Origin of the sequence: Paraburkholderia edwinii, from assembly GCF_019428685.1 — a bacterium.
Taxonomy (GTDB): domain Bacteria; phylum Pseudomonadota; class Gammaproteobacteria; order Burkholderiales; family Burkholderiaceae; genus Paraburkholderia; species Paraburkholderia edwinii.
The window spans coordinates 1,021,851-1,047,097 of the sequence record NZ_CP080096.1 but is presented as its reverse complement, the minus strand read 5'-3'; the positions used below and the strand labels follow the sequence as shown (position 1 = coordinate 1,047,097).

Here is a 25,247-nt window from a genome sequence, read left to right as displayed (position 1 = left end):
GCGACAATCACAGCGGGCAACAACAACAGCCAACAACAGCGCGTAATCAGGCATGGATCGACTGCAGGCAATGACCACCTTCGTCACGGTCGCCGAAACCGGCGGGTTTTCGGCGGCCGCGCGCAAGCTCGACGTGTCGCCATCGGTGGTCAGCCGCATCGTCACGGAACTCGAAGAACATCTCGGCGTGCGGCTGCTCACACGCACGACGCGCATCGTCCGCCTGACCGAAACCGGCGCGACCTACTTCGAAAACTGCCGGCGCATTCTCGGCGAAATCGATGAGGCCGAGCAATCGGCGAGCGGCGAGCATGAAGCGCCGCGCGGCGTGATGACGATCACCGCGCCCGTGCTGTTCGGCGCGTTGTATGTGACGCCGATTGTCGTCGAATATCTGACGCGTTATCCCGAAGTGGATATGAACTGCTGGTTTCTCGATCGCGTCGTCAATCTCGTCGATGAAGGCATCGACGTCGCGGTGCGTATCGGCGAACTGCCGAACTCGTCGCTGCAGGCGATTCGCGTCGGCACCGTGCGGCGCGTGGTCTGCGCGTCGCCGGCGTATCTCGAGCGCTGCGGCATACCGCGCACACCCGACGATCTCAACGCGCACACCATCATATCAACGAGCTCCGCGTCGAATTCGTCGGAGTGGCGCTTCACCGTCGAGCGCCGCATTCACGCGCTGCGCGTGCAGCCGCGCATGACGAGCACATCCAACGACGCGGCCATCGCGGCCGCCGTGAGGGGATTCGGCATCGTGCGGCCGCTCTCGTATCAGATCGCCAACCAGCTGCGCGCCGGCACGCTGCAAGTGCTGCTCGAGGAATTCGAGCCGCCGCCGCTGCCGATTCATGTCGTGCATCGCGAAGGCCGGCACGCAACGCAGAAAGTGCGCGCGTTTCTCGATCTCGCGATCGAGCGTCTGCGCACGGACCCGGCGTTGAACCGGATCGCCTGACGCCGCTTGAAGTTTTGACGTCTCAAGCCGCCGGCGCGTGCGCCTCGCGCTACAGCCCCCAGATAATATCGGCGTCCTGCCGATACGCTTCGCGCATCATGTCGAGAAACGGCCAGGCCCGCTGCGCGAGCCCGCCGCCCGCGTCCTCATGGCGATCGCGCGCATAATGCAGCGCTTCGAGCGCGGCCTCCGCCTTGTCGTCATCGGTAATGGCGGCTTCGAGGCGGCTGATCGCGCCCGGCAATTCGTCGTGCAGGATGACGCCGCGTGCGTCGAGCCGTTTTCCGACAAGACCCAGAAGATAGTGGGCGAGATCCCGGAGCATCACCACATCGGGCGTGGCGCGGGATTGAAAAGTGATCATCACAATGCCTCCTTCCCTGAGCACGTGTTTGCCTGCGAAGGCTTTTCTGCCCGGGTTTTCCGGACTCGAATCCGGTATGTCTCGCATCCATTTTATGTCATGGTGTGAGGCGTTTCAGCGAGTCGGGCAGACTTACTCCGCGCTTTCACAGCCTTGACAGGTACCTTTTTCAATCACCCGGAATGTTGAGGGGAATTGATCATTTATATCACGTTCAAATATAATTACGATCGCTGGTCGAGATATCCCGGCTGTGCCGCGAACGTCTTTTGCCGTCGTCGGTGTGGATAAATAGAAGAGGGAGACACCGGCGCCCTCGCCATTCATTGCCCCGTACCCGCTCATCGTGTCCCGAACCAACGTGATCCGCTGGCTGGCCAGCTTTATGCCCGGCCCCATCCTCCTCAAGTGGCCGGAGCGGATTCGCTCGTCCGCGGGAGCGTTTATCGGTCTCGCGCTCACCGCGACGCTGATGCAGGTGTCGTTCGGCTCAAGCGCCGCGTTTCCGATGCTGATCGCGCCAATGGGCGCCTCGGCCGTTCTGCTGTTCGCAGTACCGGCCAGTCCGCTCGCGCAGCCCTGGTCGCTGATCGGCGGCAATCTCGTATCGGCAACGGTCGGCGTGATCTGCGGCATGCTCGTTCCCGATCCGTTCATCGCGGCCGCGCTGGCGGCAGCCGGTGCGATCGCCGCGATGTTCGCGTTCCGCTGCATTCACCCGCCATCGGGTGCGGTCGCGTTAACAGCCGTACTCGGCGGCCCCGCGATCCACGCGCTTGGTTTCCGCTTCATCATCGAACCTGTGTTCGTGCAATCGCTATTCCTGCTGGGGTCCGCGCTGGTCTACCACGCGATCACCGGGCACCGCTATCCGCACGTCGCGCTGGTCCCGCGCGACGCGACGGCCGATCCGGCCGCGCATCAGCCGTCGCTGCGCGCCGATCTCGAAGCCGTGCTGCGCCGTCGCAGCGAACTGCTCGACGTGAACCCGGACGATCTCGAAACGCTGCTGCGCGAGACGGAAATGCAAGCGTACGCACGTAATTTCGGCGAGCTAACCTGCCGCGACATCATGTCGAATCCGGTTATCACCGTCGCGCCCGGCGCGACCGCGGGCACCGCGTCCTATCTGTTGAACCAGCACGGCATCAAAGCCTTGCCGGTGATTACCGACGACCGGCGCGTGATCGGCATCGTCACGCGCGCGAATCTCGCGAGCAGTGCGTCCGAAGCACGGCCCGGCTGGATCGAAAAATGGTCGCGGCGCTGGTTCACACCGCGCCCTAGCCTCGGGCTCTCGCGGCCCGCGCGCCGCTCGACGGTCCAGTCGCTGATGACCAACCACGTGCATACGGTTACCGTCGACACGCCCATCGTCGAACTGGTGCCGATCTTCGCCACGCATGGCCACCACCACATCCCGGTGCTCGATGCGCATCGCCGCCTGGCCGGCATCATCACCCAGGCCGATCTGATCGCCGGCCTTTACCGGCGCACACGCGCGCCAGCCTACCGGGCAGCGTAATTTATATCACCTTGTGATATATTAGAGGTTTCCCCTAGTCTCTCTTCCGGCGAACTTTCGTATGAAAACCCTCGCACGCGAGTTGGCTAAAGCCGACTTCGAGCAGCTATCGGAATTCCGCTATCAGATGCGGCGTTTCGAACGATTTTCCGAGCAGGCCGCACAAGGCGAAGGCATCACGCCGCTGCAATATCTGTTGCTGCTGCATATCAAAGGCTACCCGGACCGCGAATGGGCCACCATCGGCGAGCTCGCCGAGCGGTTACAGGCGCAGCATCACGGCGTCGTTGCGCTGGTGTCGCGTTGCGAAGCACTGGGGCTGGTCGAGCGGCGTGTCAGCGAAGCCGATCGCCGGCAAGTGGAAGTCCATCTTTTGAAAGCCGGCGAGCGCGTGCTGTCGCGCCTCGCCGAACTGCATCGCGCCGAACTGAGATCGCTCAAAGGCGCCTTTACGATTCCGCAAATCGATCTGTAAAACCACCATGAATCACGACGACCACAAGCGCGATTTTTCCAGCAACGCCCGTCTACCCGGCATCTCCGCGCTTGCCGTCGTGATCGGCTTGCTCGCCACGCTCGCTGCATTCGTGCTGCTGAGCCTGATCCATCTGTTCACGAATCTGTTCTTCTTCGGCAGCTTTTCGTTCGCCGACCGTTCGCCGGCACTGAACACGCTCGGCCCGTGGGTCGTGCTGATTCCGATCGCGGGCGGGCTCATCGTCGGGTTTATGGCGCGTTACGGCTCGGAGAAAATTCGCGGTCACGGCATTCCCGAGGCCATCGAGGCCATTTTGTTCGGCAAGAGTCGCATGTCGCCGAAAGTCGCGATTCTGAAGCCGCTGTCGTCGGGCATCGTGATCGGCAGCGGCGGCCCGTTCGGCGCGGAAGGCCCGATCATCATGACGGGCGGCGCGCTGGGGTCGCTGCTCGCGCAATGTTTCAAGGTTACCTCGGCCGAGCGCAAGACGCTGCTCGTCGCGGGTGCGGCCGCCGGCATGACCGCGGTGTTCGGCACACCGGTCGCGGCAGTGCTGCTCGCCGTCGAACTGCTGCTGTTCGAATGGCGCCCGCGCAGTTTCCTGCCGGTCGCGCTTGCGTGCGCGGTGGCCGGCTTCGGCCGCGCCGTGTTTTTCGGCACGGCGCCGCTTTTTCCGCTGCAAACCGCGGAGCCGAGCGCGATGTCGCTCGTATCCTGCGCGATCGCGGGGGTGCTTTCGGGAGCGCTTGCGTCGGGCCTTTCGTCCGCGCTCTACAAGGTCGAGGACCTGTTCGGGCGTCTGCCGCTGCACTGGATGTGGTGGCCGGCATTGGGCGGACTCGTGGTCGGTATCGGCGGCTTTGTCGAACCGCGCGCGCTCGGCGTCGGTTACGACGTGATCGGCGACCTGCTGCATCAACATATTGCGTTGCAAATCGCCATCGCACTGCTCGTCGTAAAAGCGGTGATCTGGGTCGTCGCGCTCGGCTCCGGCACGTCGGGCGGCGTGCTCGCTCCACTGTTGATGCTCGGCGCAGGCCTCGGCACCGTGCTCGGACATGTGCTGCCCGGCGGCGAACCGGCACTCTGGCCGCTCGTCTGCATGGCGGCCACGCTCGGTGCAACGCTCGGCGCGCCGCTCACGGCCATCGTTTTCGCCTTCGGCCTCACGCACGATGCCAATGCGCTGCTACCGTTGCTGGCGGCCACGCTGGTCGCGCACGGCTTCGCCACGATCGTCATGAAGCGCTCGATCATGACGGAAAAGATCGCGCGACGCGGGTACCACATCTACCGCGAATATGGCGTCGATCCGCTCGAGCGTCATTACATCGATGAAGTGATGTCGCGCACCGTCGAAGCGATCGATGCGAACGTCACCGTGCGCGACGCGCTTGCCACGTACTTCGGCACGAACCAGAAGCGGCGCGCCTATCCGGTCATCCGCAACGAGGCGGTGCTCGGCATACTCGACCGCGCGACGCTCGAACGCATTCGCGAAACGGCGGACAAAAGCATGGCGGCAGCCGCCGCCGTGACTGCCGAAACGAGCGGCTCGGCAGCCTCCGACATGCTGCCCGATGCGCTCGACATGCGCGTCGGCGACCTGATGCAGGACGCGCCGGCCATCGCCCTGCCGCACGAAACCTGCCGCCTGGTCGCGACGCGGCTTGCCGTGCACGGCCTCGAGCGGCTGCCGGTGGTGGCCGATCGCAAGTCGATGCGCCTGATCGGCATCGTGTCGCGCAGCGATCTGATCAAACCGTCGCTCGGCCACTTCGAAGAAGAGCACAAACGCGAGCAATTCCGCTACATCGGCTTATGGCCGAGCGCCAGCAAACAGCCGCTCGCCGCGCCGCCAAAAGAAACGACCCCGCATAGCTGATCGCGGCTTTCCTCCTTCGCCTGCGGGCCGTGCAACGCGGCCCGGAACGCGGTTCGCCTCGCGTTCGTGTCGCGCAGCGTTGAGGAGATGAGCGTCAAGGAAACCGCGCAATGCCTCGGCATTCCGGAGACCACGGTGCGCATGAGCGAACGATAAATGTCAGCACGAACACCCTTCAATAAGCAAAAAAAACCCGCCAACGCGCAATCGCGATAGCGGGCTCAACCCCTACTGGATAAGTTAAGCGCAGCGACCTAGCGGGCCTTGCTGCTTGCGGCGATTGCCGCCAGCGCCTTCGTCACGCCCGCGCCGTAAGCCGGATCAGCCTTCGTGCAATGCTCGACGTGCAGATCCTGCACCGCTTTCGTCGTGCCTTGCAGCGCACGTGCCGTGTTGTCGAACAGCACCTGCTGCTGCGCCGCGGACATCAATCGGAACAGATTGCCGGGCTGCGAGAAGTAATCGTCGTCGACGCGGTGATTCCAATGATCCGCCGCGCCTTCGATCGACAGCGGCGGTTCGCGGAAGTCCGGCTGTTCCTGCCATTCGCTGACCGTGTTCGGCTCATACGAGGCAGCACCGCCCATGTTGCCGTCCACGCGCATCTTGCCGTCGCGGTGATAGCTGTGCACGGGGCTCTGCGGCGCGTTGACCGGAATCTGGAAGTAGTTCGAGCCGAGGCGGTAACGCTGCGCATCAGCGTACGAGAAGAGACGCCCTTGCAGCATCTTGTCCGGCGAGAAGCTGATGCCGGGCACGACGTTCGACGGCGCGAAACCGGACTGCTCGGTTTCCGCGAAGAAGTTGTCGGGATTGCGGTTCAGTTCCATCACGCCGACTTCGATCAGCGGATAGTCCTTCTTCGACCAAACCTTCGTCAGATCGAACGGATGGTAGCGATACGAGCCCGCGTCCTTCTCCGGCATGATCTGCACATAGAGCGTCCAGCGCGGGAAATCCTTGCGCTCGATGCTTTCGTACAGGTCGCGCTGGTTGCTTTCGCGATCGGTCGCGCAGACTGCCGCTGCTTCTTCATCGGTCAGGTTCTGGATGCCCTGCTGCGTGCGGAAGTGGAACTTCACCCAGAAGCGCTCATTCTGCGCATTGATAAAGCTGTACGTGTGGCTGCCGAAGCCGTGCATATGACGGAAGCTCTTCGGAATGCCGCGATCGCTCATGACGATCGTCACCTGGTGGAACGCTTCCGGCAGTTGCGTCCAGAAGTCCCACTGGTTTTGCGCGCTGCGCAGGCCCGTGCGCGGGTCGCGCTTGATCGCGTGATTGAGGTCGGGGAACTTCAGCGGATCGCGAAAGAAGAACACAGGGGTATTGTTGCCCACCATGTCCCAGTTGCCCTCTTCCGTATAGAACTTCAGCGCGAAGCCACGGATATCGCGCTCGGCATCGGCCGCGCCGCGTTCGCCGGCCACCGTCGAAAAGCGCGCGAACATCGGCGTCTTCTTGCCGACCTGCGAAAAGATTTTTGCGCGCGTGTACTTCGTGATGTCGTGCGTGACCGTGAACGTGCCATGAGCACCCGCCCCCTTCGCATGCATGCGCCGCTCAGGAATCACTTCACGCGCAAAGTGCGCGAGCTTCTCGATCAGCCAGACGTCCTGCAGCAATGCCGGGCCGCGCGGGCCCGCGGTCTGCGTATTCTGATTGTCGACGACAGGAGCGCCGAATGCCGTGGTGAGTTTGTTGCTCATGGGGTTTCCTTTGAAATTGTCGATCAAAGCCGATTGGTGCAACAGGCAAATCGGGCGCCGGCGTGATCGCCGCCGGCGCCTCTCTCAGCCGTGCTTATGCGACGGATCGTTGCAATGCGCACAGCCGTGTGCATCATCAACCCACGCGTTGCCGAGGATGATGCTGCAAAAGTTCAAGCGTTTGAATTTCGGGTCCTTCAATGCAAGCACGTCGTCGTTGACCGTGCCGAATGTCGAATCGGGGCGATGCTTCATGCCTTCGTTGAAGGCATCGATAATCTGCTCCTTGAAGTTCACCGCGCGCGGATGCGCGGCCACCACCTGGCGGCGCTGTTCTTCGGTGAACTGGTCATAGGCAAGACCGAGCACGTCCATTTCGACGCCGGCCGTCACCAGTTGCACGACCGGTTTCTTGAACGGCGGAATGCCGGGCGTCGTGTGCAGCGAGATCGCATCCCAGACGAGTTCGACATCCGTCTCGGCGATGCCGTGCTTGCGCAGGAATTCGGCTGCCGCATTCGCACTGTCCACTTCAAAACGGTTCTGCGAAGTGCTGTAACGCTGCGTGAGACCCATATCGTGGAACATGCCGCCGATATAAAGCAACTCCGGGTCGTACTTGAGCTTCATGCGCTCGCCGGCCAGCGCACCGAAGAGAAACACGCGCGTCGAGTGGTGGAACAGCAGGTCCGATTCGGTGTCGCGAACCAGTTCGGTGGCTTCCCGCGCCAGTTTGCTGTCGGGGATCTTGATGCCGGCGATGATCTTGCTCATTGCGTTGCTCCAAAAGTGGAAGGTCACTGGCTTGCCGATCGCCATCTGAAGCGGGCGGCACACCTTGTCTGGACTACGCAGTAAGTGTCGTTCGCATACGGCCTTCACTCAATCGAATCGATGCATCGATCCATGCCATTCGCACTGCTAGTTCTGCCATCGGGCGTCTCGGGGCCGCCATCGGACGGCCGGCGCGCGAGTCGCCGCAATCGTTGCATATGCAACCTCCGGCGGTATCGAAACGATAGACGCTATCAATGCGTTGCTACGTCCGCGTGACAAAACCAGGGTAAGTCCACCGGGTACGGCATGATGGTCTGACGCTGCCGCCGTCCTCTGTCAATTTGCACAAGGCGTATCTTAAATGCACGGTTAAACCGTTGCAGCGACCACGTGCGAAGGCGATACACTGACACCGCCCGCTATCGGTGAACAACAACATCAACGGACAACAACATGAGCGATAAAAGCGAACAGATCACGGTGCGCCGCGTCGGCGCAAACGAAGCCGCACGCTGCATGGAAGCGCTGGCCGACGTGCTCGTCGATTGCGTGGAAGGGGGCGCATCGGTCAGCTTTATGCTGCCGCTGCCGCGCGAGCGCGCGCTCGAGTTCTGGCGCGATGTCGTGGCAGGCGTGACGCGTGGCGAGCGCGCGCTGCTCGTCGCCGAAGACGATGCCGGACGCATCGTCGGCACCGTCCAGATGATTCTCGCGCAGCCCGACAATCAGCCGCATCGCGCCGACGTCGCCAAGATGCTCGTCTCCCGCGCCGTGCGCAGGCAAGGCATTGCGCGACGTCTGATGGCCGCGGTCGACACGATCGCGCGCGAAGAAGGCAAGACCGTGCTCGTGCTCGATACCGTCACCGGTTCGCCCGCATCGCGGCTATACGAACAGGCGGGCTGGCAGCGCGTCGGCGACGTGCCGAAGTACGCGCTTATGCCGGACGGCGAATTCTGCTCGACGACGTATTTCTATAAACATCTTTGACGTTGGCGCAGTTTCTGTTCGCCGCAAATGGCAGAAACTCGCGATTTCGTGCAATGCTGCCACCATACTGTCGCCGCGTTGTTAGCTGCGTTGCTAGACGCGCTGTTAGCTGCATTGTTGGCAATGCGGCGACATCCTGATCACATATGGCGTAGCGATGGACCCTGCCGGCTGCCGCGAAAGACGGACACGACCCGATCGAACCAGCCGCGCATGGCATGCTGCGACCCAAAATAGTCGCAGGTCACCGAAATCTCCGCGGCGCAGTTGGCGTCGGTGCTCATGCTGATGCGTTCGTGTTTCGGCAACCGAAGCACGCCGCCGGGTTCGAGCCAGTAGTCGTAATCGCAGTCCGCGCGGGTCAGCCACACGCGTTCGCTCAGCGTACGGATTTCGGCGCCCGGCGTGCAGTCCCAGTAGAACACCTCGCCCGGTTTCACTGCGAAGTGATAGGTGATTTTCGGAAGTCGCACATTCGCATGAATGTGTTGCGCCAAGTGTTGCATCCTGCCTCCTTTCTCGCTCGCCCGGACGCGATCAGCGCCGGCACGCCCGCGTTCGACGTATGCCGTTCATCAGGAACGCAGTGTGCAACGCGGTAACAACAGAACACCTGGCGCGACGCGAATATTCCTAGTCCTGATCAATTGCGGTTGCATGCACCAGAAGAGAGCGGCGGCGTTTACACCATCGTTATGCCTGTTGTTAGCAGGCGATTGCCGGTGTCGTTCATGACACAAGCGAGTAGCGTATGCTTGCTTCTGGTGCATCGCGCAAAAGGCACACACGCGGCACACAGGCAGACAGGTGCGGCGCACGCAGCGCAACATCACAAACAATATAAGGGAGGCTCGAGCAAATGGACTCATTTGCCCAATGGACCATCGCGCGCGTTTCATTCTCGCGCACGCGTTGCACACTGCGAGCGCTTACTGCGCTATTCGCGCTTTTGCTTGCGTGTTTTGCGCCGCTCGCGCCGGCGTTCGGCGCGGACAACGAGGCCGCGCTGCGCGATAAATATCAGAGCCTGTCGGCGCAGCTTGCCAGCAACCCGTTTCATCGCCCGCTGTATCTCGATTCGACTGAAGCGCACGATTCGCTGAAAGGCGACATCTACGCCGTGCTCGACTATCCGTTCGCCACCGTCAACGGCGCGCTAAACAATCCGGAGAAGGGGCCCGCGAACTGGTGCGACGTGCTGATCCTGCATCTGAACATCAAGTATTGCCATGCGACGACAGGCGCCAACGGCAGCACACTCAACGTGAATCTCGGCAAGAAGGTGGAAGAGAAACTGTCGTCGACATTCCGCGTGACGTTCGACTATCACCCGGACGTCACACGCCCCAATTACTTCAGGGTCGATCTAAGCGCGGACAAAGGTCCGATGAGCACGAAGGACTATCACATCGTGCTCGAAGCGGTTGCGATCGACAGCACGCATACGTTCATTCACCTGACCTATTCGTACGGTTACGGCACCGCGGGTCGCCTGGCGATGAAAACCTATCTGGCCACGATCGGCAGCGACAAGGTGGGTTTTTCGAAATCGGCGGACAGTAGCGACTATATTGGCGGCGTGCGCGGTCTCGTCGAGCGCAACACGATGCGTTACTACCTTGCGATCGATGCATACCTGGCTTCGCTGTCGAAGCCGGCCAACCAGCGCCTCGACGATCGGCTGAACCACTGGTTCGATGCGACCGAACAGTATCCGCGCCAGTTGCACGAGGTCGAAAAGGTCGATTACCTCGAGATGAAACACGACGAGTATCAGCGGCAGCAAACCGCGCAATGACGACGCTACGCTAGCGACACACCGGTGTCGCCGCTATCGTTGCAAGCCAGGGCGCTCAGGCAAGCGGCGCGGCTCCCGGCGACGTCGCCAGCGCACCGGGCCGGCGCAGCATCTTGTCGACTTCGCCGGCGTGCATTTCTTCCGCGTAAATCATCTGGCGCGCGTATTCCTCAAGCGCGACCGAGCGGTCTTCTACAAGCGCGAGCAACTCGCGATAAAGCTCAAGCGCGACATTCTCCGCTTCGAGAGACTCGCGCAAAATCGAGCCGATATCGAACGTATGCGAATCGAGCAACGGCCCGATTTCGAGCGACGGGTACGCGCCAAGCGTGGTGATCCACTCGCCGGCCTGCTGCGCGTGCAGCAGCGACTCATCGGCCTGTTGCCGGAGCCACGCGACGATTGGAATCCGGCCGAATCCGAATACGAGAAACGAGTAGTGCGTATAGCGCACGACACCGGCCAGCTCCGATTCGAGAATGTGGTTGAGCACACCTACCACGCTCTCCCGATCGAGTTCGGACATCGTTCCCTCCCCTTGAGCAATGCGCGCGATGCAGCATGCAGCACGAGCACGCGCGGTCTGCATGCATGGTTCAGCCGTGCGGTTTGCGCGCGCGGATCACGCGCGTGGGCCACATGCGCGGTTCACATGCATTAAGGCCCGGCCGGCGTGCCAGCCGGAGCCGTTCATAGTGCGCCACGCGAGAGGCACAAATCAAGGAGAGCAATTTGCGCGCCGCAACACCGCGCGGGCCGGCGTACGTTGTGCACGCACGGGCAGGCGCAGCGGCCGGCACACCCCGTCTCAACCTCCACCAAAGTAAACATTGCAAAAGCTGATAGGCCCGACGCAGTTATTGTTGTGGTTGCCTGCGCTGTGCCACGGCCAGCCGGTCCTGTACTTGCCGCTTGCCGTCTGGCCCGACATGCCCGGACCTTCGCCCGAAGCGCCGGGCGATGCAGCCATCCCAGCGCTCGCAGGTTGCCCGGGCGGCTGAGCGCCAGTCGACTGGGCGAATGCGCTCGTGGAAACGCCGGTCAGCGCGAGCGCGGCCACTGACGTCGTGAGCAACAGAAACTTTTTCATCACTCCCTCCTTGGCAAAGCACGACTCGGCAAGTCCGGCCGACGCACTGGAGCGCGCAGGTGACCCGCCGCTTCAAACTTAGCCAAAAAGAAGGAACCGGAAGTTAACTTTCGCGACGCAATTTCAAATCCGCACGAGCGCGCGCGACCTATTGCGCGTCGATTTGACGGCAACGCTTACTGAGTCTGTTCGGAGCCGAGAATCGACTGCAGGCAGCGCGTAAACTCCGCGGCGTCGACGGGCTTGTGAAGAAAGAAGTACGCACCGTTTTCGTTTGCGCGACGCCTTGCGGCATCGGATGGAAACGCGGTGACGAAAATGATCGGCAAGCGATTGCCGCTCGCGACGAGTTGGGCCTGCATCTCGAGCCCGGTCATACCCGGCATCTGGATATCGCAGACCACGCATGCGGTCTGTTCGAATTCCGGCGAACGAAGAAACGCCTCGGCCGATGCATAGATTTTCACGCACCAACCCAACGAGCGTATCAGGCTCGCGGTGGCAAGCCGGACCGACTCGTCGTCGTCGACGATCGAAACGATGGAAGCGTTGTGCAAGCTGGACATCCTTCAAGCAAATGGACAGGGCGCGACCAATGACGCGCCCGCTCGAAACTGCGAATTCAATCTATCTGCAGGGGCTTTTAGCGTAAATCATATGTAAGTATGAAGTCCATCATGTATCGGTTAAGCCGGGCTCAAGGATACGCGTCGCGCATCGCGATACATCGTCGACGATCGTTAAAAACACCACCAGGGAATAAACGTACGGCTGCGAGGTTAACTCATGCGTAGGCATCGTCACAGGTAGACCACCCATGAGGATGCAATGTGCCGGAGAAGCACCGCAACGCATAGCAGCATTGCGTTACGGGTCATTACGTCGCGACACGCATCGTGAGGTCTGTGATCGAATAGATCACGAGAAACGGACACGGCGGATGAATTTGAGTTGAGCCGACGATGGCGGCTCGGCTTTGACAGGACAGCCTCCCAGGGACCGTGCCGTGGTCCCCTTTGCGCTGCTCGCCGATTGACGCGAGCAGCGCATTTTTTTACGCGCGTGTTCTGCTCGACGCGCATGAAAAGCTGGTATGCATGCGGCGACCGTTACATTGCGCTGTCGAAGCCATCCATTTTTGTGCGGCTCTTGCGCCAGCCGGCGGGCGGCATGCCGAACTCGCGCTTGAACGCGCGGTTAAACGCCGCTTCGGATTCGTAGCCGACCAGTTCCGCGACTGCGGCGAGCGTCTTGCTGCCTGACGACAGTTCGTGCGCGGCCATCCTCAGACGCCAGCTCGCCAGATATTGCATCGGCGGCTGTCCGAGCAGATCGGAGAAACGTTGCGCCAGCGCGGAACGTGACAAGCCAACCTTACGCGCGAGCTCGTCGACGGTCCAGTCATACGCAGGTTGCGCGTGCAGGCTAGCGAGCGCGCGGCCGACAAAACGGTCGCGCACGCCTGCCAGCCAGCCTTTACGATCGTCGGGCAGCGTGTCGATACAGCGGCGCACGGCTTCGACGAACAGCAGCTCGGAGAGCCGCGCGAGCACGGTCGCGCTGCCGGCACGCCATTGTGCAGCCTCGGCTGCCGCAAATTCGAGCGACGCTTCGAGCCACGCCGAGCGCGGATCGTTGCGCATGTCGATCTTGAAGATGCGCGGCAGCGCGGATAACACCGGGTTATTCAGCGTTTCGTCACAAGCGAGAAAGCCGCACAGAAGCCGCGTGCGCTCGCCGCCGCCGCCATACGAGAGCCGCAGCACTTCGCCGGGCGCTGCCTGTAACTGGCTTGTCAGAAGCGGCGCCGCCGGCACCGGCGCGAGATCGAGCGCGCTGCCCATCAGATGCGCTTCGCCTTGCGGCACCACGAGCAGTTCACCGGCTTCGACACGCATCGCGGAACTCGGGTCGCCAGGCAGTTGTGCCCAGCACTGCCCTTCGGTGATCAGATGATAGGACACCACACGTTCCGCACGCGGCAGGAAACTCGTGCACAGCGTGGTGTCGGGTTCACCGCTTACACACCACGGCGCGGTGAATTCGCCGCTCAGATAAAGCGCGCCGGACAGTCGCACGAAGCGCAGCACATCGGACACCGCATCCATATTCAGCGCACCCGGAAAACCGCGTTGAATTCCAGTTCCGGCGTTCCGCACAAAAACTGTGGACGCCGGAGCATTCATCGGTAAGGCATTCGTCAAGATACTACTCCCACGTACAGCTGCAACAGCATGCATCGAACACAAACGATGCACGCGGAAACGGTCATCCGTGTTTTGAAGTTGAACGATCAACACGTACGTTTTTTCACGTTCCGGAGGGTTGATCGATATCAGGCAGCGCAGCACTCCGACCTTCGACCGTTCGATTCTTCAGGAGCACTATCATGACTCGCAGCCTTCTCATCCCGATCGTCCGCACGCTCGCCAGCATATCCGCAGTGTGCGCGCTCGCCTCGCCCGCCTTCGCCAGCGGCTACGGACCTTCGCCTTACTACGAGCCCGGCGTCGGCGCGCCGGTATCGCAGCGCGGCATCAGCGCGCAGACGTTGGCCGCCGAACAGAAGTCCGGCTACTCAATGAATGAAACGGACACTGCGGATGCAGCGCAGCGTGACGCGGCAGACCCGATGCTCACCGCGGGAGACAAACACTGAGCGTCAGTCGGTTCGATACGACATGCAGATGAACGAAGGGCCGTCATGCCTCTGCATGACGGCCCTTCCCGGTAGGTAGAGCGACAACCCGATCGACGGGGCGCTGCAACGCCGCGCTTTCAGCCCGTACCCATCCGCGTCTGATCGACGAACTGTTCGGTCGCATCGTCGATCTTGCGGCCCTTGCGGCCGACCGGACCGTGGATATAAAGCGTCTTCGCACTCGTGCGCGTTTCGGTGGCTGCAGGGTCGGGCGGCGGCGTCATCTCATAGCGCACCTCGCGCGCATGATCGGCCAGCTGCAAACGCGGATCGAATACGGAATTGAAGCGCCACAGCATGCGCACGAAATTCGTCTGCCCACGCATCAGCAGCCCTGCCGCCTCGGACACCGCGCCGCGCAGCGCGGCCCAGCCGAGGTGTTTGCGATTGAGCACCTGCTGTGTGTTGACCAGCTCCCTGTAGAACTCGGGCAACGGCAAACGCGTCGGCAGCACCGCGTGCTGGATGTCGTACAGACGATAGTCGAGGCTCGTCAGACGCCGCCGCTCGCGCAGCCAGATCTCGGTGCCAGGATAAGGCGTGTTGACACTGATGTTCACGATCTCCGGAATGTCGAGGCACCATTGCCGCACGGCTTCGAAGCGGTCGTGGTCCCAGTCGGGGTCCGCGATCAGATTGATGGCGACCGTGATGCCGAGTGAGCGCGCAAACTCGAGCGCCTCGAAGTTCTTGTCGATATCGATGCGCTTGCGGAATGCTTCGAGCCCGGCCGAATCGATCGCTTCCATGCCGATAAACATGTATTGCAAGCCGAGCTTGCGCCAGTACTCGAACACATGCTTGTTACGCAGCAGAACGTCGCCGCGCGTTTCGAGGTAATACTGCTTGCGGATATTGCGACGCTCGATCGCGCGCGCGATCTCCATACCGTGATCCGCATGGACGAACGCGACGTCGTCGACGATAAAAACGCCGGGTTCGCGAATCGATTGGAGTTCGTCCGCAATCACCTCGGGGCTGCGTGAACGATACGTGCGTCCATAGAACGTCCACGCGCTGCAGAACGTGCAATCCCACGGGCAGCCGCGCGCGAATTCGATCGACGCGCAAGGATCGAGCACGCCGATAAAGTACTTGCGCCGGTGTCGCAGCAGATCGCGCGCAGGGCGAATGTGATCGAGCGATTCGATAAAGCCCGGCGGCGGCCCCGAGCCTTCGCGCGTCACGACGCCGGGCACGCTGAGCAGATTGCCGCGTTGCTGCACCGTCTCGAGCAGCAATGCGACCGAGGCTTCGCCTTCGCCCTTCAGGATGCAATCAATCGCGCCTTCCGCATGCCGCAGCAGATCGGCCGCCGTAAACGACACGCTATGGCCGCCAACGAACACGAAGCAGTCCGGCGAGGTCTGCTTGATCGCTTTGGAGAGATCGATAATCTCAGGAATATTGGCGAGATAGTTGCCGGAGAAACAAACCGCATCCGGCCGCCAGTCGCGTATCCAGCGGTGCAGATCGCGATGCGTCTCGACCTGCAGATCGATCAGGCGCACGTCGTGGCCCGCTTCGCGGATCACTGCCGCCACGGTTTCGAGGCCCAGCGGCTCCAGTCGAAGGAACACCCGCGTGTACATCAGGCCACTGGGATGAACCGCAAGTACTTTCATGCAATCTCCTTGCGGCCGGGAGGGCACGCCAAGTGCAGCACGATCGGTTGCTGCCGGTTACGATGAAATTCCTGCGCATAACGTCCCGCCTATCCCGCAGAGGCAATGGACATTCGGCGAGGGCGCTCCCCCGTCGGTTCGGCTCTTCAAAACGATTCTACTGTCGAAGCGGCCAGGTCTGCCTTGAAGCGCGCAACAGCGCCGCAGCGCGGGCCGTGCACGGAACACGCGCTGGCCTGCCGCCGTTGCATACCTCTGTGATCGGACTCGCCCGGGGCGCGTTTGTTCTTCAAAAAGACCCCAGACGTCCAGCGTGGCGCACGGCGCCCCGCTAATCGAGATCGCGCGTTTCCAGTTCGACCGACTGGCCGCCATTACGCTCGAGCACGCGCTGCGCGGCCGCCTCGATGCGCGGGCGATTCGCTTCGAATGACTGAATCAACTCGTGGGAGGACGTGCCCGTATTGCCGAAATGATCGTTCAACGCATCCATCGAAACGCTGCACCAGACTTCCTTGCCACTCACCTTCGCTTCGAATGCAACGCGCGACGCCGCCACGATATGGCGCCGGCCGGTAAATTCGATCGTCATTTTCTTTTCCTCGTGTGCTGAAACCGTTGCACGATGAATCTGTCGCCCAGCAAGGATCGCTCCCGCGCCAATAACGATCGCGGTTATGACGCCCTATGCTCCGGCGTGGCGCGCCGCGCCGCGCAGGTACGACAAAAGACAGCCTATGCCCTTCGCTGAAGACGCACAATAGCCGCCTTATAATCAGTCATCGGCACCATCATGAGCCCCTCGCCCTTCAGCATCGAAGTTCCACGCGCCGCACAGGATCGATACCCATGTACATCGCGATGAATCGCTTCAAGGTCGTCCCCGGTTCCGAGGACGCGTTCGAGCAGGTCTGGAAAAGCCGCGATACGCACTTGCAGCAAGTGCCCGGCTTTGTCGAATTCCACTTGTTGAGAGGCCCGCAAAAGGAAGATCACGTGCTGTACTCGAGCCACACCGTATGGGCAAGTCAGCAAGCATTCGAAGCGTGGACACAGTCCGAAGCGTTTCGCGCGGCGCATCGTAGTGCGGGCAACAACCGGCCGCTCTATCTGGGCCATCCGGAATTTGAAGGCTTCGAAGTTATTCAGACCATCGGCAAGTAGGCACGCGCCCGCGCGGCGCGATCAAACCTGCCCGATCAAACCTGCCAATAGCTATCGTCTGCGAAGAGCGCCGCGTAGAAGTCGAGAAACGCGCGCACTTTCGACGATACCGTCTTCTTCGGCGGATACACGGCCCATACTGCCGGCGCGGCGCGCGACGTCTGCGCTTCCCAGCCCGGCAGCAGTCGCACGAGTTGCCCTTGCCGCAACGCGTCGCCGACGCTCCACGCAGGCAGCAACGCAATGCCGCAGCCCGCGATCGCGAGTTCGAGCAGCGCATCGGTATCGTTCGCGCGAATGCGTCCTTGCAGTTGCACCGCTACTTCGTTTTGCTGTACATGTTCGCGGGCGTTTCGCTGCGGGTGCTTCGGCGTGGCTCGGTGTATTGATGCATGCTTCGAAGCCGTCTCATCGCCGCGTTTTACGAGTATCCATTTGTCGTCGGGCGCAAGCGTGAAGCGCAATGCCGTATGCGCGGCCAGTTCATCGGGAGAGGCCGGCACACCATGCCGCTTTGTATAGGCGGGGCTCGCGCAGACGATGCGCCGATGCTCCGCCAGCCGCCGCGCCACCAGTTGAGAATCGGGCAACGCGCCGATGCGAATCGCGAGATCGATACGCGCTTCGATGATATTCAACGGTTCATCGGTTACAACCGCATCGACGTCGATATGCGGATACCGTTTAAGGAATTCGGGCAAATGCGGGACGACGTGTCGACGGCCGAACGACGAGGGCATCGTCACGCGCAGCACGCCCTTCGGCGATGCGTTCAACGACGACGCCGACTGCCTCGCTTCGTCGAGACTTTCCACCGCGGTCAACGCATGCGTGCGAAACACGCGACCGCCTTCGGTCAACACGAGCCCGCGCGTCGAGCGGTTGAATAGCGCAATGCCGAGATCGGCTTCGAGCTCGTTGATATGCCGCGACACCGTCGATGTCTTGATCTCCATCTGCGCGGCCGCCTTGCTGAAGCTGCCAAGTTCCGCCGCATGAAGGAAGGCGCGCACCGCAGCGAAATAGTCCATATCGGTCTATCGAGTAGCTGGAACCTCGCATTGGACCATAACGTCGCGCGCCGCGCCGGCTATCCCATTTCTGCAAAGCAGATTCGCGGTTGGGGCGGTTCTGCCGCGAGCGCGCCCGTCCTAAAGTGACATCAAGGTTTTTAGCACGCAGCAGCACCGAATGCGTGTGAGGCAACCGGCAATCACTTTACGGAGAAAATCATGCTGGACAGGACCGACGTAGGAACACAGGCATCGAACGACTCATTCAGCGACTCATTCAGCGACACAATCCGCGACGCCGTCACTGCGGACGCGCAATATTTCGAGTACACGTCGTCGGCAAACCCGATCGGCGCGAAGCTGATCTCGCGCGTGCCGTATCGAACCTTTCATGCATCGCTGCACGACAGCGGACCGACGCGCACCGTGCCGCTCGATCTTTCCGCGGAACTCGGTTGCCCTGGCCCTGCGACCGGTCCCGGGCTCGCCGCGCATTTCGTGCGCATCGTCGCCGGCGAACGGATGGCGTTCGCGCCTAACGCGACCTCGCTGCTGTTCTACGCGATCGACGGATCGGGCATCGCCTCGCAAGGCAACACGCGCTTCCAGTTCGCGAAGGGCGACTTCTTCACGATGCCGGGCAGCACGCAAGTGCAGATCGAGGCGGAATCGACGATGCGTCTGTATTACGTCAACGATGCGCCGCTGCTCACGTATCTCGGCGTTAGCGCAAGCAGCGCACGCTTTGCGCCGACGTTGTACCCTGCCGCGCGCGCCGAAGAAGAGCTGCGCAAAGTGTCCAGCGCCCCAGGCGCGGGTCAGCGCAATCGCGTCAGCATTCTGCTCGGCAACGCGCGCTTTCCGCAGACGCGCACAGTCACGCATTCGCTGTGGGCGATGTTCGGTGTCGTCGCGCCGAATACGATGCAAAAGCCCCATCGCCATCAATCGATCGCGCTCGATTTCATTTCGGATTGCAAACCGGGATGCTATACGCTTGTCGGCACCGAGCTCGACGAGCGCGGCGAGATCGTGAAGCCGGAGCGCGTCGATTGGGAACCCGGCATGGCATTCGTCACGCCGCCCGGATACTGGCATGCGCATTTCAACGAATCCGGCGAAAACGGGTATGTGATTCCGATCCAGGACGCGGGCCTGCAAACGTATCTGCGTTCGCTCGACATCCGTTTTGCTCGCTGATTCGTACGCCGATGCACGCGTTGATTCGCGCCTCGGCGCGTGCATTGAAACGCGCCGGAATGCCGTTTGAAACGCGGCGCCCGAATGCGCGAGAAAGCTATTGAAACGTGGCGTGGCGGATGCATGCGATTCTTCGTACGATCTCGCTCGAGCCTTACGTCGCAAGGCTTCGCGGCCCATGACATAACCCGACATAGTTTTCCAACAGACTTCGCGAGCCGGTCCTCCTATAGTTCGTTCCGTCGCCACGCAATGCAGTACGAAGTGGCCCGAACCGAACCTCGAAGGACTTGCCGTGAACATCCAAACGTACGTCGCACCCGCCGGCCGCGTGATGCCGGTTTCCCCCGCACCGGCCGCGCGCTCGCGCAAGATGGTGCGCCATCTGGTCGTAACGGCAGCGGCTGCCGTGCTGACGCTCGGCAGCGCGTCGGCATGGGCCGGCTGGGGGCACGGCGGCACGGCCTACACGTCGCACGGTACGTACAGCGGCGGTCACTACACGTCGTGCGGCGGCAGCAGCTGCTCGCATGCGGGCGGCGTGGTCGGTCCGTGGGGCGGCGTCGGCACGAACAGCGGCACGGTCACGCGCACGGCGCCGGGACAGTTCTCGAATTCGGGCACCGCGGTCGGCCCGTGGGGCAACACGGTCAACCATTCAGGCAACACGAATTGCGCGAGTGGCACGTGCTCGCACACCGGCTCGATGACGGGCTCCAACGGCAACACGGCGACGACATCGGGCAGCGTGACGCGTACGGCGCCGGGCCAGTATTCGTCATCGGGCACGGTGACCGGATCGAACGGCAACACGGTTAGTCACTCGGCATCGACGAATTGCGCGGGCAATTCGTGCTACCGCTCGGGGACGGCGACCGGCAACGACGGCGGCACGGTCTATCACTCGGGCAGTGCGACGCGCGTATCGACGGGCACGGTAGTCACGACGGGCACCGTCACCGGCACACACGGCACGACGGTAACGACGAGCGGTTCGGTCACGACGGTCGGCGCAGCGGTGGTCGTGGCGCCGCCGCCGGCGGTTTATGTGCCGCCGCCTGCTGTGTATGTCCCGCCGCCGGCGGTTTATGTGCCGCCGCCCCCGCCGAAGGCAGTCGTCTATGTTGCACCGGCGCCGGTCGTGTATGTCGCGCCGAAGCCGCGGCCCGCGGTGTGGATTCCGGGCCACTGGGTCGGACGTGTGTGGATTCCGGCGCATTGGGCGTAAGGGAGACGTTTCAAGCTAAGGACGCCGCCGATTCCAGCGATGCTATGATCATTCCTCAAACATCAGTCGCGGACGACCATGCGGGTAAATCTTTGATTCACATGCAATTGTTTGCGCAAATGGGAAAAGTCATGAGCATTCAGCAAGGGAAAACGGGCGTCATCCACGGCGTCGAAGTCAAGGCTAGAAGCCAGACGCAAGCGCCGACCGTTAAGGTCGATACCACCACGCCCGATGGTCGCGAGGCGATTCTGAAGGCGGCAGAGGCTGTGTACAAGCAACATCAGTCGGTCATACGGGCATTGGCAAACAGATGATTCTGGACTCAGATCTCGTGATCCTCATACACAAGTTCATCCTGGATCGCGAGCCTGGCGTGGACGGTATGAACGAGGGCGCGTTGCAAAGCGCCCTCGGTCGTATTGAGAACAGGCGAATGTATGCTGGTTTGGACGATGTGTTCGAAATCGCGGGCATGTACGCCGAGGCGATTGCCCGAGGTCACGCATTTGCGGATGCAAACAAGCGCACAGCGCTCGTGTCCGCGCTTACTTATCTGGCCGTCGAAGGATTTCTCATTCGTCGAACTCAGGCGCTTGAAGAATTCATGGTCGATGTCGCGCAAGGCAAGCTGAACTACCTCGATCTCGCGAACATTTTCGCGTCACTGGCGGTCCCTGCGCCAAATGAAATCAGCTAAGGATACGCAAATATCCTCGAATCAAACCGCCACCTCGTCCGCGCAATATTCAATGCAAGAACCAACTAAAGATTGTCATTAACCGGCACCGCCGCCTGCGCGCGAAATCGCATGCAATAGACAAGAAACCGCCCGGCGAAAATCCCCGCGACGATCCCCGAAATCAGCGCATCGAGCACGACGTAGCCCGAATCGACCGGCACAGGCGCTGAGATCGCGAGCTCGACGCCGAGCCAGAATTTGGACGCAAAGGTCACAAGAATCAGAATGAGCGGCACCACGGAGCCGGGTAGCGTCACCGTCTTCTGCACCCGGTCGACCGTAAAGCTTGTGCTGCGCGCGATAAACACGCCGACGAGCAGCCCGGCCACCGCACCAAGCACCCATGCGGCGGCGGACTGCCAGCCGGCGGCCTGCTCCGTGGCCAGATGCGCGATACCCCAGACCGCGAACACGACCGGCACGATCGCGAGCTTGCCGAGCGGCGCGGTCCCGCCTTTGAGCGCCTTGATACCGCGCGACAGCAAAAACACCAGCAGAATCCAAACCCACACAGGCGTACCGCGCACAATCGCTTCGAAGGACATGGTGGTCTCCCGCAAATGCCGGACGGCGGCGTCACGCGATTATGGCACTCACGTCTGCGGGTCAGACATGCTGCGGCGAACACAAGTGGGACGTCGGCACACGGCCCCGTGCACCGGGTGTTTCCCGCGCGCCGGAAGTCCACCCCGCACCGGTGTTTCGCCGCGTACGCCACGCATTCGCGTGGGGCGGTCTCGTGCAAGAAATTGTGCCGCCGCAGATAGGCGGTTTCGATGCATTGCGGCCTATCATCGGCGCACCGACTGGCGGTTCCATCGTCGAAGGCCTGTCGGTGCCCGGCGTGCGGCACGGCAAACCTGTCGCCACGAAGCGGGCGTCCCCATCCATTACGCAAACAGTAGGACTCCGTATGTGCATTCCGTCGTCACGCATCCTTCGATTCACGCCTTCAACCCCACCCTCGCTCGAACCGGAAATCAATTCACCGCACGCGTCGCAGCACGCGCTCGCGGGCTATAATCGTCCTTGACACGCAACCAAACAGTTGCCTATTATCGACATGGACGACGACGCCGTTTTTCGTGCCCTTGCCGACGCGAGCCGCCGCCTGCTGCTCGACCGGCTCCATCAACGCAACGGCCAGACGCTGGTCCAGCTCTGCGAAGGGCTCGCCATGACGCGCCAGGCTGTCGCGAAGCACCTCGCGCAACTCGAACACGCGAACCTCGTATCGACCCGTCGTCAGGGCCGGGAAAAGCTGCACTTTCTGAACCCGGTGCCGATCAACGAGATCGCCGAGCGCTGGATCGGCAAGTTCGAGCGGCCGCATCTCGCAGCGCTATCGGACCTCAAGCAGGAACTCGAACGGCCGGACGAAGGCGAACCCACCGGCTGACGCGCGGCCGTGCTCCATGCTCGCCGCGCGGCCTCGTCAACCGCAGTGCAATGCGATGTCTGGAGGGCTACTATGGAAAACAGCACGTTCGTGTATGTCACATATATCCGCACGTCGGCGGACAAGCTCTGGTCGGCGCTCACCAGCGCCGAATTCATGCGGCAATACTGGTTCGGCATGCATTGCGAATCCGACTGGCAGAGCGGTTCGTCGTGGCGAATGGTGTTCCCGGACGGGCGCGTTGCCGATACGGGCGAAATCGTCGAAAGCACACCGCCGAAACGGCTCGCCATTCGCTGGCGTAACGAATTCAGGCCCGAATTGAAGGCCGAAGGTTACTCGCTGTGCGTGATGGAAATCGAAACGTCCGGCGACGCAGCAAAACTAACGATCACACACTCGATCGAAAAAGACGATTCGAACTTTATCCGCGCGGTGTCGGGCGGCTGGCCGCGCATCCTGTCGAATCTCAAGTCGCTGCTGGAGACTGGCCATGTGGTGCTACCCACGAAGGACATCTGATGGCTCGCGCGCAGCGGCGCTAGCCGCAGCCGCGGCGCTCGCGGCCGTTTCGCCCGACCTTTACGCCGGGACGATCCGCATCGACTCTGCAACATACGGCGACGCGTGCGATGCGCGCTCAGGTAACCTGGCGGGTAACCCGGCAGGCAAGCCAACAGGCGACCTGACCAACGACGCCGCATCGTCTTGCAACAACCGCGACACCTGCGCATACGTCCTGCGCGCCGCGGCCCGTGCAGCGCCGGCGCCGGCGCCGGCATGCGGTAACAATCTCGTCGTCAAGTGGCATTGCGGCAATGCGGAATCGCATGTGGCAAACGTACACGGCGGCAATACAGGCAACGGCGGCACGCTCGTAATCAGCTGCGTGACGTATGGCGGGGCCGGCCACTGACGCCGAGCAATGGTGCGACGCACAGGGAGTGCGCGCGCCAACTGTGCTCTATCGGCGGCTTACGCTCTGTACGCACGCACTACATCGCAACGCTTTTATCCTCAAAGTAAGGCGCATAGTCCGGCAAAGCCGATCGCGCCGCACTAAGAGGCCCGCGCGTGAGCACTGTCTGTCTACCGGAAGCTGAAGTCCAATCCGACGCACAACACGCCGGCACGCCGCTGCGGGCGCCCGCCTTACACGGAGCCTCCGCGCGCGGGCAAATCCAGCAGCTTCGCACGCCAACCTTCGACCACGAGGCCGATTGCCTCGACGCGCTCGGCCGTCCGCTCAAAGACCTGCGGCTTTCAGTCATCGACCAGTGCAACTTCCGCTGCACGTACTGCATGCCGAAGGAAGTCTTCACGAAGGACTATCGCTTTCTGAGCGCAACGGAACGCCTGTCGTTCGACGAATTGACGACGCTTGCCGGCGCATTTGTGCAGTTGGGCGTCGACAAGATCCGCCTGACCGGCGGCGAGCCGCTGCTGCGTAAAGACCTCGAACGCCTGATCGAACGGCTTGCGGCAATGACAACGCGAAACGGCACGCCCGTCGAACTCGCGCTGACGACCAACGGCTCGCTGCTCGCCGCGAAAGCCCGCGCATTAAAAGCAGCGGGCTTGCAACGCGTGACGGTCAGCCTCGACAGTCTCGACGACGAGGTATTCCGCCGGATGAACGGCGTCGATTATCCGGTGTCGCGTGTGCTCGAAGGCATTGAAGCGGCATGCGCGGCGGGGCTCGCGCCGGTCAAGGTGAACACGGTTATCGAGCGCGGCGTCAACGAACGCCAGATCGTGCCGCTTGCCCGCCATTTCCGCTTTAGCGGTGTGACGGTGCGCTTTATCGAGTTTATGGACGTCGGCGGCGCGGCATCGTGGACGCAAAACGGCGTATTCACGTCGGCTGATGCGCGCCGCGCGATCGAAGAGGTCTTTCCATTGCGCGCCGGCGAGCAACACAAGCTGAGCGATACCGCGCAGGTCTATCGCTACGCGGACGGCGCGGGCGACGTCGGTTTTATTTCGAGCGTGTCGCAACCGTTTTGCGGCGACTGCACGCGTGCACGCGTCAGCGCGGACGGCAAGCTGTTCCTGTGTCTCTTCGCGACCGAATCATTCGATCTGCGCCGGCTCGTGAAAAGCGGCTGCAGCGCGAACGATCTCGCGGGCGAAATCCGCGAAGTGTGGACGCGCCGCGGCGATCGCTATTCCGAGTTGCGCGAGGAAACACGCGTGGTGCCGGGCAAGAAACGTTACCCGACGGTGCGGATGTCGCTGGTCGGCGGCTAGGCGCTAAACAGATCGGCACACACATGCGCACCCTGCTCCGTCAATACCGCCGATCCCGTGCCATCAGGCCGCAACTCGACATCGACAAGGCCTGCTGCCGTCAACTCGGTTAACAACCGCCGCAGTGTGCTCATCGGCAACTGTGCGCGCTTACTGAGCTTCGCGAGCGACCACGGCTTGTCTGGCGATTCATTGCGCGCGCCCCACAACTCACCGAGCACGACGACGAGCTGCACCTGCGGGTCGTTCATATCCGGCACGCCGTCCTGGTCTTGCGGCTCTTGTGGATTTTGTGGCTCGTGTTGCGATTCGTCTCCAGTCGCACTCATTGATGCCTCCCGTCTTTTA

At 62.0% G+C, this 25,247-nt stretch carries 29 protein-coding genes and 1 pseudogene; 17 read left to right on the top strand and 13 right to left on the bottom strand.

Translation table 11 applies throughout. From position 1 onward, the window contains the following. Positions 1-52 precede the first annotated feature (52 nt). The gene (locus KZJ38_RS26425) at positions 53-961 is read left to right on the top strand and encodes a LysR family transcriptional regulator (protein WP_219802831.1); all 909 of its coding nucleotides are present in this window, start codon (positions 53-55) and stop codon (positions 959-961) included. A gap of 49 nt (positions 962-1,010) precedes the next feature. On the opposite strand, the gene KZJ38_RS26420 is transcribed toward KZJ38_RS26425, so the two are convergent. After that, on the bottom strand, positions 1,011-1,328 hold the full coding sequence (locus tag KZJ38_RS26420; protein WP_219802829.1) for a DUF1840 domain-containing protein: 318 nt from the start codon (positions 1,326-1,328) through the stop codon (positions 1,011-1,013). 382 nt (positions 1,329-1,710) lie between these two features. On the opposite strand from KZJ38_RS26420, the gene KZJ38_RS26415 reads away from it, so the two are divergent. The 4 genes and pseudogenes from KZJ38_RS26415 to KZJ38_RS26400 form a co-directional block, all read left to right on the top strand. Then, a complete protein-coding gene (locus KZJ38_RS26415; RefSeq protein ID WP_219803645.1) occupies positions 1,711-2,850 on the top strand; it encodes an HPP family protein in 1,140 nt (379 codons plus the stop codon). A gap of 61 nt (positions 2,851-2,911) precedes the next feature. Beyond that, positions 2,912-3,325, top strand: coding sequence for a MarR family winged helix-turn-helix transcriptional regulator (locus KZJ38_RS26410; protein ID WP_219802827.1), 414 nt, complete (start codon positions 2,912-2,914; stop codon positions 3,323-3,325). Between the two features lie 7 nt (positions 3,326-3,332). Further along, positions 3,333-5,213 (top strand): chloride channel protein, encoded by a 1,881-nt coding sequence (locus KZJ38_RS26405; RefSeq protein ID WP_219802826.1) that lies wholly within the window; start codon positions 3,333-3,335, stop codon positions 5,211-5,213. Positions 5,214-5,258: 45 nt separating this feature from the next. Then, positions 5,259-5,354, top strand: a pseudogene (locus KZJ38_RS26400) (sigma factor-like helix-turn-helix DNA-binding protein); the annotation flags it as partial. Positions 5,355-5,467: 113 nt separating this feature from the next. Here the strand turns inward: KZJ38_RS26400 and KZJ38_RS26395 are convergent. Then, on the bottom strand, positions 5,468-6,922 hold the full coding sequence (locus tag KZJ38_RS26395) for a catalase (protein WP_219802824.1): 1,455 nt from the start codon (positions 6,920-6,922) through the stop codon (positions 5,468-5,470). Positions 6,923-7,006: 84 nt separating this feature from the next. Continuing rightward, positions 7,007-7,696: an HD domain-containing protein gene (locus KZJ38_RS26390; RefSeq protein WP_219802822.1), complete on the bottom strand. Its 690-nt coding sequence runs from the start codon at positions 7,694-7,696 to the stop codon at positions 7,007-7,009. Positions 7,697-8,152: 456 nt separating this feature from the next. Between KZJ38_RS26390 and KZJ38_RS26385 the strand changes: the two genes are divergently transcribed. Continuing rightward, positions 8,153-8,689, top strand: coding sequence for a GNAT family N-acetyltransferase (locus KZJ38_RS26385; protein WP_219802821.1), 537 nt, complete (start codon positions 8,153-8,155; stop codon positions 8,687-8,689). Between the two features lie 140 nt (positions 8,690-8,829). Here KZJ38_RS26385 and KZJ38_RS26380 read toward each other — a convergent pair whose 3' ends face one another. Further along, complete coding sequence (locus KZJ38_RS26380; RefSeq protein ID WP_219802819.1) at positions 8,830-9,195, bottom strand: DUF2917 domain-containing protein; 366 nt, start codon at positions 9,193-9,195, stop codon at positions 8,830-8,832. Between the two features lie 353 nt (positions 9,196-9,548). Between KZJ38_RS26380 and KZJ38_RS26375 the strand changes: the two genes are divergently transcribed. Then, positions 9,549-10,487 carry a hypothetical protein gene (locus tag KZJ38_RS26375; protein ID WP_246642021.1) on the top strand — a complete coding sequence of 313 codons (939 nt, stop codon included), beginning with the start codon at positions 9,549-9,551 and terminating at the stop codon, positions 10,485-10,487. Between the two features lie 55 nt (positions 10,488-10,542). Here the strand turns inward: KZJ38_RS26375 and KZJ38_RS26370 are convergent, their stop codons facing one another. The 4 genes from KZJ38_RS26370 to KZJ38_RS26355 form a co-directional block, all read right to left on the bottom strand. After that, on the bottom strand, positions 10,543-11,013 hold the full coding sequence (locus tag KZJ38_RS26370; protein ID WP_219802817.1) for a ferritin-like domain-containing protein: 471 nt from the start codon (positions 11,011-11,013) through the stop codon (positions 10,543-10,545). Positions 11,014-11,295: 282 nt separating this feature from the next. After that, the gene (locus KZJ38_RS26365; RefSeq protein ID WP_219802816.1) at positions 11,296-11,577 is read right to left on the bottom strand and encodes a hypothetical protein; all 282 of its coding nucleotides are present in this window, start codon (positions 11,575-11,577) and stop codon (positions 11,296-11,298) included. Positions 11,578-11,753: 176 nt separating this feature from the next. Then, the gene (locus tag KZJ38_RS26360; protein WP_219802814.1) at positions 11,754-12,134 is read right to left on the bottom strand and encodes a response regulator transcription factor; all 381 of its coding nucleotides are present in this window, start codon (positions 12,132-12,134) and stop codon (positions 11,754-11,756) included. Positions 12,135-12,686: 552 nt separating this feature from the next. Next, positions 12,687-13,685 carry an AraC family transcriptional regulator gene (locus KZJ38_RS26355; protein ID WP_219802812.1) on the bottom strand — a complete coding sequence of 333 codons (999 nt, stop codon included), beginning with the start codon at positions 13,683-13,685 and terminating at the stop codon, positions 12,687-12,689. Between the two features lie 281 nt (positions 13,686-13,966). Here KZJ38_RS26355 and KZJ38_RS26350 point away from each other — a divergent pair, with 281 nt between their 5' ends. Then, a complete protein-coding gene (locus KZJ38_RS26350; RefSeq protein ID WP_219803827.1) occupies positions 13,967-14,236 on the top strand; it encodes a hypothetical protein in 270 nt (89 codons plus the stop codon). A 119-nt stretch (positions 14,237-14,355) separates the two neighbouring features. Here the strand turns inward: KZJ38_RS26350 and hpnR are convergent, their stop codons facing one another. Both hpnR and KZJ38_RS26340 read right to left on the bottom strand, forming a co-directional pair. Beyond that, positions 14,356-15,903 (bottom strand): hopanoid C-3 methylase HpnR, encoded by a 1,548-nt coding sequence (gene hpnR, locus KZJ38_RS26345; RefSeq protein ID WP_219802810.1) that lies wholly within the window; start codon positions 15,901-15,903, stop codon positions 14,356-14,358. Positions 15,904-16,234: 331 nt separating this feature from the next. Beyond that, positions 16,235-16,495 carry a DUF1488 family protein gene (locus KZJ38_RS26340; protein WP_219802808.1) on the bottom strand — a complete coding sequence of 87 codons (261 nt, stop codon included), beginning with the start codon at positions 16,493-16,495 and terminating at the stop codon, positions 16,235-16,237. A 257-nt stretch (positions 16,496-16,752) separates the two neighbouring features. On the opposite strand from KZJ38_RS26340, the gene hmuQ reads away from it, so the two are divergent. Further along, on the top strand, positions 16,753-17,067 hold the full coding sequence (gene hmuQ / locus KZJ38_RS26335) for a heme-degrading protein HmuQ (protein ID WP_219802806.1): 315 nt from the start codon (positions 16,753-16,755) through the stop codon (positions 17,065-17,067). 35 nt (positions 17,068-17,102) lie between these two features. Here the strand turns inward: hmuQ and KZJ38_RS26330 are convergent, their stop codons facing one another. Continuing rightward, the gene (locus KZJ38_RS26330) at positions 17,103-18,098 is read right to left on the bottom strand and encodes a LysR family transcriptional regulator (protein WP_219802804.1); all 996 of its coding nucleotides are present in this window, start codon (positions 18,096-18,098) and stop codon (positions 17,103-17,105) included. A 201-nt stretch (positions 18,099-18,299) separates the two neighbouring features. Here KZJ38_RS26330 and KZJ38_RS26325 point away from each other — a divergent pair, with 201 nt between their 5' ends. From KZJ38_RS26325 to KZJ38_RS26310, 4 genes are all read left to right on the top strand, one after another. Beyond that, positions 18,300-19,280, top strand: coding sequence for a cupin domain-containing protein (locus KZJ38_RS26325; protein ID WP_246642020.1), 981 nt, complete (start codon positions 18,300-18,302; stop codon positions 19,278-19,280). Between the two features lie 334 nt (positions 19,281-19,614). Further along, positions 19,615-20,508, top strand: a complete 894-nt coding sequence (locus KZJ38_RS26320; RefSeq protein ID WP_219803642.1) for a hypothetical protein — start codon at positions 19,615-19,617, stop codon at positions 20,506-20,508. Beyond that, on the top strand, positions 20,484-20,825 hold the full coding sequence (locus tag KZJ38_RS26315; protein WP_219802802.1) for a hypothetical protein: 342 nt from the start codon (positions 20,484-20,486) through the stop codon (positions 20,823-20,825). The genes KZJ38_RS26320 and KZJ38_RS26315 overlap by 25 nt, the downstream gene beginning before the upstream one ends. Continuing rightward, positions 20,822-21,208, top strand: coding sequence for a type II toxin-antitoxin system death-on-curing family toxin (locus KZJ38_RS26310; RefSeq protein WP_219802800.1), 387 nt, complete (start codon positions 20,822-20,824; stop codon positions 21,206-21,208). The genes KZJ38_RS26315 and KZJ38_RS26310 overlap by 4 nt, the downstream gene beginning before the upstream one ends. A gap of 65 nt (positions 21,209-21,273) precedes the next feature. Here the strand turns inward: KZJ38_RS26310 and KZJ38_RS26305 are convergent, their stop codons facing one another. Next, positions 21,274-21,795 carry a DUF6622 family protein gene (locus KZJ38_RS26305; RefSeq protein WP_219802799.1) on the bottom strand — a complete coding sequence of 174 codons (522 nt, stop codon included), beginning with the start codon at positions 21,793-21,795 and terminating at the stop codon, positions 21,274-21,276. 518 nt (positions 21,796-22,313) lie between these two features. On the opposite strand from KZJ38_RS26305, the gene KZJ38_RS26300 reads away from it, so the two are divergent. From KZJ38_RS26300 to moaA, 4 genes are all read left to right on the top strand, one after another. Next, positions 22,314-22,649 carry an ArsR/SmtB family transcription factor gene (locus KZJ38_RS26300; protein WP_219803641.1) on the top strand — a complete coding sequence of 112 codons (336 nt, stop codon included), beginning with the start codon at positions 22,314-22,316 and terminating at the stop codon, positions 22,647-22,649. A 72-nt stretch (positions 22,650-22,721) separates the two neighbouring features. Then, positions 22,722-23,171 (top strand): SRPBCC family protein, encoded by a 450-nt coding sequence (locus KZJ38_RS26295; protein WP_219802797.1) that lies wholly within the window; start codon positions 22,722-22,724, stop codon positions 23,169-23,171. Continuing rightward, positions 23,143-23,565: a hypothetical protein gene (locus tag KZJ38_RS26290; protein ID WP_219802795.1), complete on the top strand. Its 423-nt coding sequence runs from the start codon at positions 23,143-23,145 to the stop codon at positions 23,563-23,565. Before KZJ38_RS26295 ends, KZJ38_RS26290 begins: the two co-directional genes overlap by 29 nt. 263 nt (positions 23,566-23,828) lie before the next feature. Further along, positions 23,829-24,899 (top strand): GTP 3',8-cyclase MoaA, encoded by a 1,071-nt coding sequence (gene moaA / locus KZJ38_RS26285; RefSeq protein WP_246642154.1) that lies wholly within the window; start codon positions 23,829-23,831, stop codon positions 24,897-24,899. On the opposite strand, the gene KZJ38_RS26280 is transcribed toward moaA, so the two are convergent. Then, positions 24,896-25,228 carry a helix-turn-helix domain-containing protein gene (locus KZJ38_RS26280; protein WP_343223878.1) on the bottom strand — a complete coding sequence of 111 codons (333 nt, stop codon included), beginning with the start codon at positions 25,226-25,228 and terminating at the stop codon, positions 24,896-24,898. The genes moaA and KZJ38_RS26280 overlap by 4 nt on opposite strands. Positions 25,229-25,247 lie beyond the last annotated feature (19 nt).

Excerpts from the sequence above, each read along its gene's own strand:
- KZJ38_RS26390 (WP_219802822.1), bottom strand. The coding sequence starts at position 7,696 with ATGAGCAAGATCATCGCCGGCATCAAGATCCCCGACAGCAAACTGGCG.
- KZJ38_RS26305 (WP_219802799.1), bottom strand. The coding sequence starts at position 21,795 with ATGTCCTTCGAAGCGATTGTGCGCGGTACGCCTGTGTGGGTTTGGATT.
- KZJ38_RS26415 (WP_219803645.1), top strand. The coding sequence starts at position 1,711 with ATGCCCGGCCCCATCCTCCTCAAGTGGCCGGAGCGGATTCGCTCGTCC.
- KZJ38_RS26365 (WP_219802816.1), bottom strand. The coding sequence starts at position 11,577 with ATGAAAAAGTTTCTGTTGCTCACGACGTCAGTGGCCGCGCTCGCGCTG.
- KZJ38_RS26380 (WP_219802819.1), bottom strand. The coding sequence starts at position 9,195 with ATGCAACACTTGGCGCAACACATTCATGCGAATGTGCGACTTCCGAAA.
- KZJ38_RS26280 (WP_343223878.1), bottom strand. The coding sequence starts at position 25,228 with ATGAGTGCGACTGGAGACGAATCGCAACACGAGCCACAAAATCCACAA.
- hpnR (WP_219802810.1), bottom strand. The coding sequence starts at position 15,903 with ATGAAAGTACTTGCGGTTCATCCCAGTGGCCTGATGTACACGCGGGTG.
- KZJ38_RS26340 (WP_219802808.1), bottom strand. The coding sequence starts at position 16,495 with ATGACGATCGAATTTACCGGCCGGCGCCATATCGTGGCGGCGTCGCGC.
- KZJ38_RS26295 (WP_219802797.1), top strand. The coding sequence starts at position 22,722 with ATGGAAAACAGCACGTTCGTGTATGTCACATATATCCGCACGTCGGCG.
- KZJ38_RS26370 (WP_219802817.1), bottom strand. The coding sequence starts at position 11,013 with ATGTCCGAACTCGATCGGGAGAGCGTGGTAGGTGTGCTCAACCACATT.
- KZJ38_RS26410 (WP_219802827.1), top strand. The coding sequence starts at position 2,912 with ATGAAAACCCTCGCACGCGAGTTGGCTAAAGCCGACTTCGAGCAGCTA.
- KZJ38_RS26310 (WP_219802800.1), top strand. The coding sequence starts at position 20,822 with ATGATTCTGGACTCAGATCTCGTGATCCTCATACACAAGTTCATCCTG.
- KZJ38_RS26300 (WP_219803641.1), top strand. The coding sequence starts at position 22,314 with ATGGACGACGACGCCGTTTTTCGTGCCCTTGCCGACGCGAGCCGCCGC.
- KZJ38_RS26350 (WP_219803827.1), top strand. The coding sequence starts at position 13,967 with ATGACTCGCAGCCTTCTCATCCCGATCGTCCGCACGCTCGCCAGCATA.
- KZJ38_RS26355 (WP_219802812.1), bottom strand. The coding sequence starts at position 13,685 with ATGGATGCGGTGTCCGATGTGCTGCGCTTCGTGCGACTGTCCGGCGCG.
- KZJ38_RS26375 (WP_246642021.1), top strand. The coding sequence starts at position 9,549 with ATGGACTCATTTGCCCAATGGACCATCGCGCGCGTTTCATTCTCGCGC.
- KZJ38_RS26330 (WP_219802804.1), bottom strand. The coding sequence starts at position 18,098 with ATGGACTATTTCGCTGCGGTGCGCGCCTTCCTTCATGCGGCGGAACTT.
- KZJ38_RS26325 (WP_246642020.1), top strand. The coding sequence starts at position 18,300 with ATGCTGGACAGGACCGACGTAGGAACACAGGCATCGAACGACTCATTC.
- KZJ38_RS26405 (WP_219802826.1), top strand. The coding sequence starts at position 3,333 with ATGAATCACGACGACCACAAGCGCGATTTTTCCAGCAACGCCCGTCTA.
- KZJ38_RS26425 (WP_219802831.1), top strand. The coding sequence starts at position 53 with ATGGATCGACTGCAGGCAATGACCACCTTCGTCACGGTCGCCGAAACC.
- KZJ38_RS26320 (WP_219803642.1), top strand. The coding sequence starts at position 19,615 with ATGCCGGTTTCCCCCGCACCGGCCGCGCGCTCGCGCAAGATGGTGCGC.
- KZJ38_RS26290 (WP_219802795.1), top strand. The coding sequence starts at position 23,143 with ATGTGGTGCTACCCACGAAGGACATCTGATGGCTCGCGCGCAGCGGCG.
- hmuQ (WP_219802806.1), top strand. The coding sequence starts at position 16,753 with ATGTACATCGCGATGAATCGCTTCAAGGTCGTCCCCGGTTCCGAGGAC.
- KZJ38_RS26385 (WP_219802821.1), top strand. The coding sequence starts at position 8,153 with ATGAGCGATAAAAGCGAACAGATCACGGTGCGCCGCGTCGGCGCAAAC.
- KZJ38_RS26395 (WP_219802824.1), bottom strand. The coding sequence starts at position 6,922 with ATGAGCAACAAACTCACCACGGCATTCGGCGCTCCTGTCGTCGACAAT.